Genomic DNA, 14,829 nt, shown 5'->3' on the forward strand with positions numbered 1-14,829 from the left:
AACCGATCCCGGTGTCGCCACCACCCCCCTGAATGGGTGGGGATCGCCGACGCGGGCGTCATCCTGATTCCGACACCGGTTTTGCTGGTTCTCCAATGGGCACCGAACCGACGCATCCCTACAGTGGTTCCATCGATCTTGTCCGGATCGCAGGAGAACCCCATGAACGCTCAACAGCACGTCAGCCACCCCTTCGCCCTGATGATCAACGCACAGGACGTTCTGGCGGCCATGGAATGCTCCGAGCGGTTGCAGCACCTGCAGCGCCGGATCTGCCGCCCACTGGACAAGCCGCTGATCCCGCACGCGCTCAGTGAGCTGGAACTCTACGATCGCAGCATCGACGCCGGGCTGGACAGCCCGGATCTGGACCAGGGCTGACCAGGCCGGCCCGCGCCGGTCACGCCCGGATGAGACCGGGCACCTGCGGGGCGGCGCGATGGGCCTGCCACCAGCCTGACAGGGTGTGGGTGGCTCGCCCGACCGGCGTAGGTGGAAACAGGCTGACACTGTCCACCGGCGTCAGCTGCGGTTTCCAGAAGTGGGCCCAGGGTGGATGGGTGACGAAGCTCAGGCGGTCCAGTGCCGGATCTGCGCACACCTGCTCGATGGTGTGGCGCATGACGAGGTGTCCGGGCGCGATGTCGGCATGTTCCTGGCTGTAACCAATCTTGAGCAGATTGAGCTGGCGATCACTGACCAGACCGAATTGGGCCGCGATCGCCGTGCCGTCCAGGGTCAGCAGGTTGATGCGGCAAGCGCCGCGTGCTCCGAATTCGTGCACCAGCCGGTGGTAGAACCTGACGAGCGCCGGGTCCATCGCGATGGCAGTGCCGCATTCTCTCTTCCAGCCAGACGATTCCACCCCCAGAAACTGCTCCAGCGCCGGCTCCAGCGCCTGCGGCGCCGACACCACGTGGTAGTCGAGCGTGCCCATGGTCCGTGCGCGGCGCGTGAGCCGATTCAGGTTCTGGTGAAAGGACTTCGACACCGCCTGGGTGGCATGCGCCATGTCTTGGCTGCAGTCGAGCCATGCCGATTGGGTGCGGGTCGTGCGCAGGCAGCGGTGCGCGCCAGGCTCCGGCAGGGCCTGGCCCAGCGCCGAACTGGCAGAGACCGCCGGGAGTCGCAGGACCGCCCAGCGCATCGCCCGCTGCTGCGCGAGCCAGTCCAGCATCGCGGGCCACAGGCTGTGGTCGCGGGCATCTCCGACCAGATCGGCCAGCACCATGTGCTCGCCTGTCACCATCTCCACCTCGGGTTTCAGCCAGGCCTGCAGCCCCGCGGACCGCTTGAGCACCAGCACGCCACCCAGCTCCGTTCCCCGGCTGGCCACCACGAAATGGAGCGATTCATCCGGCCCCGCGATGGAGTCCAGGTAGCCGCCGATCCAGCCCGGCTGCTGCAGGTAGGTGCTGCGTGGCAGATGGTCCACCAGGGCCTGCCAGCGCGGGCGCAGGGCTGCGAATCCCTGGCGCCCGCGCAGGATCTCAAAACGCCATGTCTGGTCGGTCTGATTCGTCAGCATGGGGGCTGATCGACCGGTCGGCGGGCGACTTGAATTCGCCGGTGGCTGCGCCGGGAAACGAGCGCGTGCTCTGTGCACTATTGAACGGTCCGACGCCACGCCGGGCGCTGCGGCGGGGTCGATTTCTACGGAATAACAAGGGTCCTGGAAGGGTGGGTTTCGGCGAAGTTACGTGGCAAGATGGTACGCATGACGGAAAAAATGATCCCTCCTGCATCGATCGACTGGTGGCGTGGCGCCGTCATCTACCAGATCTACCCCCGCAGTTTTCAGGACAGCAATGCAGACGGTGTCGGTGACCTGCCCGGCATCACTGGCCGGCTGGATCACGTGGCCGCGCTCGGCGTGGACGCCATCTGGATCTCACCGTTCTTCAAGAGTCCGATGAAGGACTTCGGCTACGACGTCTCGGACTACCGCGATGTCGATCCGCTGTTCGGCACGCTGGCCGATTTCGATGTGCTGCTGGCCCGTGCGCACCAGCTTGGTCTGCGCGTGATGATCGATCAGGTTCTCTCGCACACCTCCGACCAGCATGCCTGGTTCCAGGAAAGCCGCCTCAGCCGCGACAACCCGAAGAGCGACTGGTACGTCTGGGCCGACGCCAAGCCCGACGGCACGCCGCCGAACAACTGGCTCAGCGTCTTTGGCGGCTCGGCCTGGCAGTGGGACACCCGCCGCCGGCAGTACTACCTGCACAGCTTCCTGACCTCGCAGCCGGATCTGAATTTCCACAACCCGCAGGTGCAGGACGCCGTTCTGGGCGAAGTGCGCTTCTGGTGCGAGAAGGGTGTGGATGGGTTCCGCTTCGATGCCTGCAACCACCAGGTCCATGATGCACTGCTGCGCGACAACCCGCCGGCCGATGGCGGCGATGTGAGCACCGTGCGTGCCGACAATCCCTATGCGATGCAGCGCCACCTCCACGACAAGAGCCAGCCCGAGAACCTGCTGTTCCTGGAACGTCTGCGCGGCGTGCTGGATGCATTCGGCGCTGCGAGCATCGGCGAAGTCGGCGACGAGCACTCTCCGCCGATCATGGCCGACTACACCGAGGCAGGGAAGCGGCTGCACATGGCCTACAGCTTCAGCCTGCTGACCAGCCGCTGCACGCCCGCCCACCTGCGCGGCGAGGTCGAGGCGCTGGAGCGCGAGATTGCCCGCACTGGCGGCTGGGGCTGCTGGGCGCTGTCGAACCACGACGTGCCGCGCATCGCGACACGCTGGTCGACCACCGGTCAGGCCGACCCACGACAGGCCCGCATGCTGCTGTCGCTGTTGCTGAGCCTGCGCGGCAGTGTCTGCCTGTACCAGGGCGAGGAGTTGGGGCTGCCGGAAGCGGAGGTCCCGTACGAGCGCCTGCAGGACCCGTACGGCATGGCCTTCTGGCCCGAGTTCAAGGGCCGAGACGGCTGCCGCACACCGATGCCGTGGGTCGCCGACGATGCACAGGGCGGTTTTTCGCCGGTCGAGCCGTGGCTGCCGGTGTCGGCCCCGCAGCGCGCGATCGCCGTTGATGTACAGGAGGCCGATGCCGGCTCGGTGCTGCACGCCGCGCGGGCACTGCTGGCCTGGCGCCGGGCGTCGGCGGTGATCCGCTCCGGCGGCCTGCGCTTTCTCGACACCGAGCGCGACGACGTGCTGCTGTTCGAACGCACGCTCGGCACCGAGCGCAGGCTGCTGGCGTTCAACTTCAGCGACGCCGAAGTGGCGCTTGCGCTGCCGCCGGACTGGCCATCCGCCACGATCGATTCCGCAGCCCCGTTGAGCGGAGCCCGCCTGGACACGGCGACCGCCCGACTGATCCTTTCCCCTTTCGGCGCGCTGTGTTCACAGTCGTCCCACACCGAGCACTGAGCGAGATCTGAACCATGGCGAGCAAGACTCCTGCAGCAAAGACTCCCGCCCGCAAGGCCCCTGCGAAGAAGGCCGCACCGGCCACCGCAGCGCCAGCGTCCGTCCCGGACATCGGCCGGGTCGACCCCGACACGCTGGCCGCGCTGATGCGCGCGGACCACGGTGATCCCTTCGCCGTACTGGGCATGCACCACACCGGCGTAGCGCTGGTCATGCGGGCGCTGCTGCCGACTGCGGAACGGGTCGAATTGCTCGATGTCCACGGCCGTTGCCTGTGCGAGCTGACGCGGCAGGGCGACAGCGATCTGTTCACCGGCGCCGTGCCGCGCCGGCGCAATCCCTTCGCCTACCGCCTGCGCGTGCAGTGGCGCGCCCATGACGGTCAGCCGGCGCACACGACCGAGCTGGAAGACCCGTACCGCTTCCCGGCGCTGATCACCGAAACCGACATCTACCTGCTCGCCGAAGGCACGCACCACCGTCCCTACGAGTGGCTCGGTGCGCACCTCAACACCGTGGATGGCGTGGCCGGCACGCGCTTCGCCGTCTGGGCGCCGAGTGCGCGCCGGGTGTCGGTGGTCGGCAACTTCAACCAGTGGGATGGCCGCCGCCACATGATGCGGCTGCGCCACGAGTGCGGCGTGTGGGAAGTCTTCGTGCCGCAGGTGGGCGAGGGCGATCTCTACAAGTTCGAGATCCTCGGCGCCGATGGAGCGGTGCACTCCAAGGCCGACCCGTTCGCCTTCCGAGCCGAGATCCGACCGCAGACCGCCTCGGTCGTCCAGCGCCTGCTGCCCGGCGTGGCCATCAGCGAACAGCGCCAGCGCGCCAACGCACTCGACGCACCGATCTCGGTCTACGAGGTCCACCTCGGCTCCTGGAAGCGCAATGGCGACGGCGAGTGGCTGACCTACCGCGAACTCGCCGAGCAGCTGGTGCCCTACGTGCGCGACATGGGCTTCACGCACATCGAGCTGCTGCCGATCCACGAACACCCGTTCGATGGCTCGTGGGGCTACCAGCCGACAGGCCTGTACGCACCCACCTCGCGTTTCGGCACACCATGGGATTTCCGCGCCTTCGTCGATGCGGCGCACGAGGCCGGTCTCGGCGTGATCCTCGACTGGGTGCCGGCGCATTTCCCGACCGATGCCTTCGGCCTGGCGAATTTCGACGGCACGCACCTGTACGAGCATGCCGACCCGCGCGAAGGCTTCCACCAGGACTGGAACACGCTGATCTACAACTTCGGCCGTTCGGAGGTGCGCAACTACCTCGTCGGCAACGCGCTGTACTGGATCGAGCGCTACGGCATCGACGGGCTGCGCGTGGACGCGGTGGCCTCGATGCTCTACCGCGACTACAGCCGCAAGCACGGCGAGTGGATTCCGAACAAGGACGGTGGTCGCGAAAACCTCGAGGCGATCGAGTTCCTGCGCCGCGTGAACCACATCGTCGGCACGCAGCGCCCCGAGGCCATGACCGTGGCCGAGGAATCGACCGCCTTCCCGATGGTGACGCGCCCGCCGTCGCCGGACCTGCAATCCGGCGGCCTCGGGTTCCACTTCAAGTGGAACATGGGCTGGATGAACGACACGCTGAGCTACTTCGCGCGGGATCCGCTCTACCGCAAGTACCACCACGACCAGATCCGCTTCTCGCTGATGTACGCGTTCAGCGAGAACTTCCTGCTGCCGCTCTCGCACGACGAGGTGGTGCACGGCAAGGGTTCGCTGCTGCAGAAGATGCCCGGCGACGAGTGGCAGAAGTTCGCCAACCTGCGCGCCTACTACGGCTTCATGTGGGGCCACCCGGGCAAGAAGCTGCTGTTCATGGGTTGCGAGTTCGGCCAGAGCACCGAATGGAACGCCGCTGCCAGCCTGCCATGGCACCTGCTCGACCAGCCGCTGCACCGCGGTCTGCAGCGCCTGGTGCGCGACCTGAATGCCGTGCAGCGCCACTACCCGGCGCTGCACCAGCAAGACGTCAGCCCCGACGGTTTTGCCTGGATCAGCCACGCGGACGCCGAGCACTCGGTGCTGGTGTTCGAGCGCCGCGCGGCCAACGGCCAGCGGGTCGTGGTCATCAGCAGTCTGACGCCGGTGGTGCACCGCGGCTGGCGCATCGGTGTGCCGACGGCGGGCGTCTGGCGCGAGCTGATCAACACCGACCTGACGGTCTACGGCGGCTCGGGCATTGGCAACGGCCTGATGCACAGCGAGCCGATCGCCTGGCACGACCAGGCGCAGTCCATCACGGTCACGCTGCCGCCGCTGGCGACGCTGATGCTGGTCTGCGACTGATGCTGGAGCACGGTTCTCCCTGGCCTCTGGGGGCCGAAGTCGTCCTGCGAGGGGTGAACTTCGCCGTGTGGGCACCGGATGCGACGCGGCTGGAGGTGTGCCTGTTCAGCACGGACGGCACGCAGGAACTGGCACGGCACGACCTGCCTGTCTGCACCGACGGTGTCTGGCATGGCTGCCTCGTCGGCGCGGCGGCCGGGCTGGTCTACGGCCTGCGCGCCCACGGGCCGTGGGATCTCGCGCAGGGACACCGGTTCAATCCAGCCAAGGTGCTGCTCGATCCATGGGCGCAGTCCGTGGTCGGCCGCTACGGCGGCTCGCCGGACGTGGACCTCAGCCTGTACCTGGGCCACAGCGAAGCCGATCCGACGTTGCCCGACACCCGAGACAACGCCGTCGTGGCGCTCAAGGCCCGCGTGCTGCCGCCAGCGCCGGTGGTCGCGCACAGCGAGCGTCCCCAATGGAATGCGGACCGCACCGTGCTGTGCGAGTTGCACGTCCGGTCGACAACCATGCTGCACCCGGAGATTCCCGATGCGCTGCGCGGCAGCTATGCCGCGCTGGCGCATCCCGCCATGCTCGACCACTGGCGGGGCCTGGGCGTGACAAGCCTGAGCCTGCTGCCGGTGCACGCACGCGCGGACGAGGCCCGTCTGCAGCAGCAGGGGCTGAGCAACCACTGGGGCTATTCGAGCATCGCCTTCCTGGCGCCAGAGCCGCGCTACGGGAGTGGCCGTCCTGGCACCACCCCTGAATCCGAATGCCGAGAGATGGTGCGTGCAGCCCACGCGGCCGGATTGGAAGTGGTGCTCGACGTCGTCTTCAACCACACCGGCGAGACCGACGAGTGCGGCCCGACGCTGTCGATGCGCGGACTGGCCAACGCCCGCTATTACCACCTCGACGCCCATCGGCGTGACCGTTATGTCAACTGGACCGGGTGCGGCAACTGCCTGAATCTGGCCGAACCGCGGGTGGTGGAGCTGGTGCTCGGCTCGCTGCGCCACTGGGTGCAGGCCTACGGTGTGGACGGTTTCCGCTTCGATCTGGCGCCCGTGCTCGCGCGTGGGCGGGACGGTCAGTTCAGCGCAGCGGCCGGCCTCTTTGCCGCGCTGCAGTCGGATCCGGTGCTGTCGCGCACCAAGCTGATCGCCGAGCCGTGGGACATCGGCCCCGGTGGCTACCAGCTAGGTGGATTTCCGCCCGGATGGTCGGAATGGAACGACCAGTACCGCGACACCATCCGGGCATGGTGGCTGCGCGGTGCGGGTGACCGCGGCGTGTTCGCGCACCGCTTCGCCGGCTCCAGCGCCCAGTTCCACCACGACCGCCGCCAGCCCACCGCCAGCGTCAACTTCATCACCGCGCACGACGGCTTCACGCTGCGCGATCTCGTCACCTACGACCACAAGCACAACCACGCCAACGGCGAGCACAACCGCGACGGCCACCACCACAACAGCAGCTGGAACTGCGGCGTCGAGGGCGAGACGGCGGACCCGGCGGTGCGTGCGCTGCGTCTGCGGCTGCAGCGCGCGCTGCTGGCCACGCTGCTGCTGTCGCAGGGCACACCGATGCTGCTGGCCGGTGACGAGATCGGCCACAGCCAGCAGGGCAACAACAACGCCTACTGCCAGGACAACGCGCTGTCGTGGCTCGACTGGACCGGGCAGGACGCAGACCTGCTGGCCACCACACGACGCCTGCTCGCCTTGCGCAAGGACTGGCCTGCGCTGCGCATCGGGCATTGGCTCACCGGCCAGCCCGACGCGCACGGCCGCATCGACGTGACCTGGCTGCATCCGGATGGCCACCACCTCGCGGACGCTGACTGGCGTTCGATCACCGACCGCGCGCTGCAGGTGCACCTGCAGGCCGCTGCAGGCCCGCAGGTGTTGCTCGTGTTCAACCCGGAGACGGACGACCGGCGCTGCCAGCTCCCGCCAGCCGTCGATTGGCAGCTGGTGTTCGACAGCGCCAGGGTGCGGGCCGAGCCCGATCCGGCCAATGCCACGCCAGGCACCAGGGTGGTCTGTTCGGCACGGAGCGTGCTAATGCTGCGTTCGCGCTAATCTGAATCCCGCACCGCTCACCAACCTCGACAACAAGGAGACCCGTTCCATGTCCGCCACGACCGTCACCACCCAGCCGTTCGCCGGCCAGCGTCCCGGCACCTCCGGCCTGCGCAAGAAAGTCACGGTCTTCCAGCAACCGCACTACCTCGAGAACTTCGTGCAGTCGCTGTTCGACATCCTGCCGGACCGCTCCGGTCAGACGCTGGTGCTCGGTGGCGACGGCCGTTTCCACAACCGGGTGGCCGTGCAGACCATCCTGCGCATGGCCGCAGCCAACGGCTTCGGGCGCGTGCTGGTGGGGCAGGGCGGATGGCTCTCGACCCCTGCGGCCAGCGCCGTGATCCGCAAGCGCGGTGCGTATGGCGGCATCATCCTGTCGGCCAGCCACAACCCGGGCGGCCCGGACGGTGACTTCGGCATCAAGTACAACATCGGCAACGGCGGCCCGGCGCCCGAGAAGATCACCGAAGCGATCTACCAGCGCACCACCGAGATCACTGCCTACCAGACCACCGGCAACACCACGGATCTCGATCTCGACACATTCGGCACCACCATGCTGGATGGCATGGCGGTCGAAGTCATCGACTCGGTCGCGCTGTATGCAGACCTGATGCAGACGCTGTTCGACTTCGATGCGATGCGTGCCTGGTTCGCGGCGGGCAAGCGCATGCGCATGGACACGATGTGTGCCGCGGGCGGGCCGTACGCCAAGGCCGTGCTCGAAGGTCTGCTCGGCGCTCCGGCTGGCACGGTGGTCAACGGGGAGCCGCTGGAGGACTTCGGCGGCTACCACCCGGATCCGAACCCGGCCCACGCCACCGAACTGATCGCCGCCATGACGGGTGCCTCGGCGCCCGACTTCGGCGCTGCGTCCGACGGCGACGCCGACCGCAACATGATCCTCGGCCGCGACTTCGTGGTCACGCCGTCGGACAGCCTGGCCGTGATGGCCGCGCACGCCACCAGGGTGCCGGGTTACGCCGCCGGCCTGAAGGGCATCGCGCGCTCGATGCCGACCTCGTGCGCCGCCGACGCTGTCGCCAAGGCGCTGGGCATTCCGAGTTACGAGACGCCGACCGGCTGGAAGTTCTTCGGCAACCTGCTGGACGCGGACCGCGTCACGCTGTGCGGCGAGGAAAGCTACGGCACCGGCTCCAACCACGTCCGCGAAAAGGACGGCCTGTGGGCCGTGCTGTTCTGGCTCAACCTGCTGGCAGCGACGGGTGAATCGGTCGAATCGCTGGTGCGCGGCCACTGGGCGCGTTTCGGGCGCCACTACTACTCGCGCCACGACTGGGAAGGCATCCCCACCGAGCGGGCCGACGCCTTGATGGCGGCGCTGCGGGCCCAGCTGCCCGCGCTGGCCGGGCAGTCGTTCGGTGCGCTGACGCTGCAGATGGCGGATGACTTCGCGTACACCGATCCGGTCGATGGCTCGGTGTCGAGCCGGCAGGGCGTGCGGCTGCTGTTCGAAGGCGGCGCGCGCATCGTGTTCCGCCTGTCGGGCACGGGCACCGAAGGCGCCACCCTGCGCGTCTACCTGGAGCGCTACGAAGCCGATCCGGCGCGGCACGACCAGCCAACACAGGACGCACTGGCCGATCTGATCGCGATCGCGGACCGCGTGGCCCGCATCCGGGAACTGAGCGGGCAGGATGCACCCACCGTGATCACCTGAACCGGCGGGTTTCCCACACCCTTTCCCCCTGCGTTTCGCGCATATCGTTTCCCCACCACCAAGAACAGGAGACCTCCATGGACATCACCCGACTGGCTGAAAGCCGCACACTTGCCCGCCGCACGCTGGCCCTGGTTCTCGCGGGCGGCCGTGGCTCGCGCCTGAAGGACCTGACCGACCGCCGTGCCAAACCTGCCGTCCACTTCGGCGGCAAGTTCCGCATCATCGACTTCGCGCTGTCGAACTGCATGAACTCGGGCATGCGCCGCATCGGCGTGATCACGCAGTACAAGTCCCACTCGCTGCTGCGCCACCTGCAGCGCGGATGGAGCTTCCTGCGCAACGAGATGAACGAGTTCGTCGATCTGCTGCCAGCGCAGCAGCGCCTGACCGAAGAGCACTGGTACCGCGGCACGGCCGATGCGATCTACCAGAACCTGGACATCATCCGCAACTCGACCCCACCCGAGTACATCGTCGTGCTGGCCGGTGACCACATCTACAAGATGGACTACTCGATCATGCTGGCCGACCACGCCGCCAGCGGTCGTGGCGTCACGGTCGGCTGCATCGAGGTGTCGCGCGAAGAAGCCAAGGGCTTCGGCGTGATGGCCATCGACGAGCACCGCTCGATCATCGAGTTCGTCGAGAAGCCGGCCGACCCGCCGCCGATGCCGGGCAATCCGGACGTGTCGCTGGCGAGCATGGGCATCTACATCTTCACGGCCGAGTATCTGTACCGCCTGCTCGAAGACGATGCGAACGATCCGAACTCCGAGCACGACTTCGGCAAGAACCTGATCCCGCGCGCCGTGACCGAGCAGCAGGCGCTGGCGCACCCGTTCTCGATGTCGGCGGTCGCCAACCCGCCGTACTCGCGGGCGTACTGGCGCGATGTCGGCACGGTCGATGCCTACTGGGCCGCCAACCTGGATCTGGCCACGACCACGCCCGAACTCAACATGTACGACAAGGACTGGCCGATCTGGACCTACCAGGAACAGCTCCCGCCGGCCAAGTTCGTGCACGAGGAGCCGGGCCGCACCGGACAGGCGATCAACAGCCTCGTGTCGGGCGGCTGCATCGTGTCGGGTGCGACGGTGCGCAACTCGGTGCTGTTCTCGAACGTGCTGGTGCGCTCGTACAGCGAGATCAACGAAGCCGTCGTGCTCCCCGATGTCCACATCGGCCGCAACTGCCGGTTGAACAAGGTCGTCATCGACCGCCGCTGCCGTGTGCCGGATGGCCTCGTGATCGGTGAGGACCCTGTGCTGGATGCCCAGCGCTTCTTCCGCACCGAGAACGGCGTCGTGCTGGTCACGCGCAAGATGCTGGCTGATCTGCAGCCCTGAAACGGGAATCGAGACGATGCGTGTCCTTCAAGTCTGTGCCGAAATCTTCCCGCTGCTCAAGACGGGCGGGCTGGCCGATGTCGCCGGGGCGCTGCCGCCCGCACTGCGTGCCCGCGGGCACGAGGTCCGCGTGCTGCTGCCCGGCTTCGATGCCATCCTGGCCGGACTGGAGGACGCGGTCATCGTCTGCGATCTCTATCCGCCGGCAGGGCTGTCCTGGGGTGCTGGTCGTGCACGGCTGCTCTACGGGCGGTTGCCAGCGGCGGATGTCGAAGCCTATGTGATCGATGCGCCGGGCTTCTACGCCCGGCCCGGCGGCCCGTATGCCGATGCCCACCACCAGGCCTACGGCGACAACCACCTGCGCTTCGGGCTGCTGGGCTGGGCGGCGGCGGAACTCGCGCAGGGCATGGATCCGTACTGGAGTCCCGCCGTCCTCCATGCACACGACTGGCATGCCGGGCTGGCACCGGTCTACCTCCGTGCGGCGCAGCAGGCACGTCACCAGCACCTCGCCGGCAGCGTCTTCACGGTCCACAACCTGGCCTACCAGGGCTGTTTTGCCGCCAACCATTTCGCCGAACTCGGGCTGCCGGCGCAGTTCTGGGGCGTGGAGGGGGTCGAGTTCCACGGGCAGCTCGGCTTCATGAAGGGCGGGCTCTACCACGCGGACCGCCTCACCACGGTCAGCCCCACCTATGCGGCCGAGATCCAGGGGCCGGAGCAGGGCTGCGGGCTCGACGGGCTGCTGCGCACGCGTGCGGTCGATCTGTCCGGCATCCTCAACGGGGTGGACGACGCGGTCTGGAATCCGGCCACGGATGCGCTGCTGCCAGCGACCTACGACACTGCCGACCTGTCCGGCAAGGCACTGTGCAAGGCCGAACTGCAGCGCGAGCTGGGTCTGGCGGTCGATCCGGACCGGCCGATCGCCTGCATCGTCAGCCGCCTGACCGAGCAGAAGGGCCTGCACCTCGTGCTGCAGGCACTGCCCGGTCTGGTCGCGCAGGGCTGGCAGTTCGCCATGCTCGGCAGCGGGGACGCGTGGATGGAAGCCGCCTTCCGCGACGCCGCGGCGGCACAGCCGACCGCCATCGCCGTGCGCATCGGCTATGACGAGCGCTTCGCCCACCGCCTGATCGCCGGCAGTGACGCGATCCTCGTGCCCTCGCGCTTCGAGCCCTGCGGGCTGACACAGCTCTACGGCCTGAAATACGGCACGCTGCCCATCGTGCGCCGGGTCGGCGGTCTGGCCGACACGGTGGTCGATACCCAGCTCGACACCATCGACACGGTCGCGACCGGCTTCGTGTTCGAGGACTTCTCGGCCGCCGCCTTGCTGGCCGCCACCGCCCGCGCCACGGCGCTGCACCGCCGTCCCGCCGATTGGGCCACCGTGCGCAGCCGGGCCATGCAGCAGGGGTTCGGCTGGGCAGACGCTGCACGGCAGTACGAAGCCCTGTACCTGCAAGTGCAGGGCTGACGCCCTTGCCATCTCCTTCGTTTTGACGACATCGATTCCGACATGGACCTGACCCAGTTCGAACACCAGTACGACCACCTTGCCCGCGATGTGGGAGCGTTCAAGCGTGCGATCTCCAACAAGCTGATGTACACGGTCGGCAAGGACCCTGTATCCGCACTGCCGCAGGACTGGCTGCACGCCGTGTCCTACGCGGTGCGGGACCACCTCGTCGAGCGCTGGATGAAGACCACCCGCGCCCAGTACGCGCAGGACGTCAAGCGCGTGTACTACCTTTCGATGGAGTTCCTGATCGGCCGCACGTTCTCCAACGCCATCCTCGCGCTGGAGCTGATGCCCACGATCCGGCAGGCGCTGTCCGAACTGGACGTCAACATCGACACCGACCAGCTCTTCGACCTGGAGCCGGATGCCGCGCTCGGCAACGGCGGCCTGGGCCGGCTGGCGGCGTGTTTCCTCGACTCGATGGCGACGCTGGGGGTACCCGGCTTCGGCTACGGCATCCGCTACGACTACGGCATGTTCCGCCAGATGGTCGTCGATGGCCGCCAGGTCGAGGCGCCCGACTACTGGCTGACCAAGGGCAACCCGTGGGAGTTCCCGCGGCCGGAAGTGCAATTCCGGGTGCGCTTCGGCGGCCAGCTGGAGCAGCATGGCGAAACCGTGCGCTGGGTCAACACCGACGACGTGCTGGCGATGGCCTACGACACCATCATCCCCGGCTACGGCACCGAGGCGACCAACACGCTGCGCCTGTGGTCCGCCAAGGCCACCGAAGAGATGAACCTGCGCGCCTTCAACCAGGGCAACTACTTCGGCGCAGTCGAAGGCAAGAACCACTCGGAGAACGTCTCGCGGGTCCTGTACCCCGACGACTCGACCCCCTCCGGCCGTGAACTGCGGCTGCGCCAGGAATACTTCTTCGTCTCGGCGAGCCTGCAGGATCTCGTGCGCCGCTACATGCGCACGCACACCGGTTTCGAGGCACTGCCCGACAAGGTCAGTGTCCACATGAACGACACGCACCCAGTGCTGGCGATTCCGGAGCTGATGCGCCTGCTGGTGGACGAACACCGCGTCCCGTGGCTGAAGGCCTGGGAGCTGTGCCAGAAAGTGTTCTCGTACACCAACCACACCTTGATGCACGAGGCGCTGGAGACCTGGCCGGTGGAGATGTTCAGCCGCGTGCTGCCGCGGCACCTGCGCATCATCTTCGACATCAACGCCCATTTCCTCGGCGATGTCAGCGCCCAGCACGGCCACCAGCCGGAGCTGATGCGCAAGCTCTCGCTGATCGACGAATCGGGCGAGCGGCGCGTGCGCATGGCCTATCTGGCCGTGGTGGCCAGCCACTCGGTCAACGGCGTCTCGGCGCTGCATTCGCAGCTGATGAAGGAATCGATCTTTGCCGACTTCGCGCAGCTCTGGCCTGAGCGCTTCAACAACAAGACCAATGGCGTGACCCCACGCCGCTGGCTGGCGCAGGCCAACCCCGGTCTGGCAGCGCTGCTGGACCAGCGCCTGGGCCGCGGCTGGCGCCGGCAACTGGACCAGCTGGAAGGACTGAAACACGCGCTCGACCTGCCAGGATTCCTGGGCGCCGTGCGCAAGGTCAAGCGCCAGAACAAGGAACGTCTGGCCCGCCTGGTGCTCAAGCAGCTGGGCGTCGATCTGAACCCGGACGCGCTGTTCGACGTGCAGGTCAAGCGCATCCACGAGTACAAGCGCCAGCTACTCAACGTGTTGCATGTGGTCACCCGCTACCAGCGCATCCTGGCCAACCCAGATGCGCAGTGGGTACCGCGCGTCGTCGTGTTCGCGGGCAAGGCGGCATCGGCCTACCACCAGGCCAAGCTGATCATCAAGCTCATCAACGACGTCGCCACGACGGTCAACAACGACCCGCGCGTCGGCGGTCGGCTGAAGGTGGTGTTCATTCCGAACTACAGCGTGAGCCTGGCCGAGGTGATCATCCCGGCGGCGGATCTCTCGGAGCAGATTTCCACGGCGGGCACCGAGGCGTCCGGCACCGGCAACATGAAGTTCGCGCTCAACGGTGCGCTGACCATCGGCACGCTGGACGGCGCCAACGTCGAGATGCGCGAGCAGGTGGGAGCGGAGAACTTCTTCATCTTCGGCAACACCACGCCGCAGGTGGCCGAGCTGCGCGCCCAGGGTTACCAGCCGCGCACGTACTATGAGTCGAATGCGGAGCTGCGCGCCACGCTGGACGCGATCCGCAACGGCGTGTTCAGCCCGTCGGAGCCGGCGCGCTTCCAGCCGATCTTCGACGCGCTGGTGAACTGGGGCGACCACTACCTGCTGCTGGCCGACTACGCCGACTACGTCGCGACACAGGACCGTGTCGACACGCTCTACCGCAACGCGGACGAGTGGTCACGCAAGGCCGTGCTCAACATTGCCGGCATGGGCGCCTTCTCGTCCGATCGCACGATCGCCGAGTACGCACACAGCATCTGGCACTCGAAGCCGGTGCTGCTCCCGGTCGCGCATACCGTCAGCTGACAGCGCGACCGGGCCAGGTGCTGT

Annotated in this window: 9 protein-coding genes; 8 read left to right on the forward strand and 1 reads right to left on the reverse strand. The window is 67.5% G+C overall.

Annotated elements, in window-relative coordinates:
* Positions 1-381, forward strand: a 381-nt coding sequence (locus AB3X43_RS00055; protein ID WP_369427857.1) for a hypothetical protein, incomplete at its 5' end; no start/stop codon positions are given.
* A gap of 19 nt (positions 382-400) precedes the next feature.
* Here the strand turns inward: AB3X43_RS00055 and AB3X43_RS00060 are convergent.
* Positions 401-1,528, reverse strand: a complete 1,128-nt coding sequence (locus AB3X43_RS00060; RefSeq protein ID WP_369427858.1) for a GNAT family N-acetyltransferase — start codon at positions 1,526-1,528, stop codon at positions 401-403.
* Positions 1,529-1,729: 201 nt separating this feature from the next.
* Here AB3X43_RS00060 and AB3X43_RS00065 point away from each other — a divergent pair, with 201 nt between their 5' ends.
* The 7 genes from AB3X43_RS00065 to AB3X43_RS00095 all read left to right on the forward strand — a co-directional run bounded on the left by AB3X43_RS00065 (position 1,730) and on the right by AB3X43_RS00095 (position 14,805).
* On the forward strand, positions 1,730-3,385 hold the full coding sequence (locus tag AB3X43_RS00065) for an alpha-glucosidase family protein (RefSeq protein ID WP_473965033.1): 1,656 nt from the start codon (positions 1,730-1,732) through the stop codon (positions 3,383-3,385).
* Positions 3,386-3,399: 14 nt separating this feature from the next.
* Positions 3,400-5,688 carry a 1,4-alpha-glucan branching protein GlgB gene (gene glgB, locus AB3X43_RS00070; protein WP_473965034.1) on the forward strand — a complete coding sequence of 763 codons (2,289 nt, stop codon included), beginning with the start codon at positions 3,400-3,402 and terminating at the stop codon, positions 5,686-5,688.
* The gene (glgX, locus tag AB3X43_RS00075; RefSeq protein ID WP_369427860.1) at positions 5,688-7,760 is read left to right on the forward strand and encodes a glycogen debranching protein GlgX; all 2,073 of its coding nucleotides are present in this window, start codon (positions 5,688-5,690) and stop codon (positions 7,758-7,760) included. The genes glgB and glgX overlap by 1 nt, the downstream gene beginning before the upstream one ends.
* A gap of 49 nt (positions 7,761-7,809) precedes the next feature.
* The gene (locus tag AB3X43_RS00080) at positions 7,810-9,444 is read left to right on the forward strand and encodes an alpha-D-glucose phosphate-specific phosphoglucomutase (protein ID WP_369427861.1); all 1,635 of its coding nucleotides are present in this window, start codon (positions 7,810-7,812) and stop codon (positions 9,442-9,444) included.
* Between the two features lie 77 nt (positions 9,445-9,521).
* Positions 9,522-10,796: a glucose-1-phosphate adenylyltransferase gene (gene glgC, locus AB3X43_RS00085; RefSeq protein ID WP_369427862.1), complete on the forward strand. Its 1,275-nt coding sequence runs from the start codon at positions 9,522-9,524 to the stop codon at positions 10,794-10,796.
* 16 nt (positions 10,797-10,812) lie between these two features.
* Positions 10,813-12,279 (forward strand): glycogen synthase GlgA, encoded by a 1,467-nt coding sequence (gene glgA, locus AB3X43_RS00090; RefSeq protein ID WP_369427863.1) that lies wholly within the window; start codon positions 10,813-10,815, stop codon positions 12,277-12,279.
* A 42-nt stretch (positions 12,280-12,321) separates the two neighbouring features.
* A complete protein-coding gene (locus tag AB3X43_RS00095; protein ID WP_369427864.1) occupies positions 12,322-14,805 on the forward strand; it encodes a glycogen/starch/alpha-glucan phosphorylase in 2,484 nt (827 codons plus the stop codon).
* Positions 14,806-14,829: the final 24 nt, after the last annotated feature.

This window comes from Sphaerotilus sp. (assembly GCF_041083715.1).
Taxonomy (GTDB): domain Bacteria; phylum Pseudomonadota; class Gammaproteobacteria; order Burkholderiales; family Burkholderiaceae_C; genus Sphaerotilus.